Raw genomic sequence first — 383 nt, 5'->3', positions numbered from 1 at the left:
GTGCTGGAAGCGCAGAGCACCAGCACCGAGTTGAACCTCGCGCTCAGCCGGCCGCTGCTGCAGGCGCGCGGCGTGCCGGCGGACGCTCCCACGGCCGTGGTGACCAGCGATTTCCACCTGCTGCGCGCGGTGCATATTGCCCGGCGGCAGGGCCTGGCCGCCGTGGTGCCCGTCGGCGCGCCGACGCCGATCACCACGCGCTACAACGCCTGGCTGCGCGAGTATTTCGCGCTGGCCAGCAGCTGGGCGCTGCGCGAGCTGTGACGCAGGCGCACAGGCCGCATCCATCACCAACCCGTTTCTTTTCAGGAGCCTTTCACCATGACCCCCGAACAGCGTCCCTTCAAAGTCCTCGGCATCCAGCAAGTGGCCATCGGCGGCAC

Annotated in this window: 1 protein-coding gene; it reads left to right on the top strand. The window is 69.2% G+C overall.

All coding sequences use genetic code 11. From position 1 onward, the window contains the following. Nucleotides 1–264, top strand: a 264-nt coding sequence (locus AC066S_RS40050; RefSeq protein ID WP_478272102.1) for a YdcF family protein, incomplete at its 5' end; no start/stop codon positions are given. Nucleotides 265–383 lie beyond the last annotated feature (119 nt).

Source organism: Bradyrhizobium sp. CFUWI (assembly GCF_056429085.1).
This window is presented reverse-complemented; position numbering and strand designations above follow the sequence as displayed.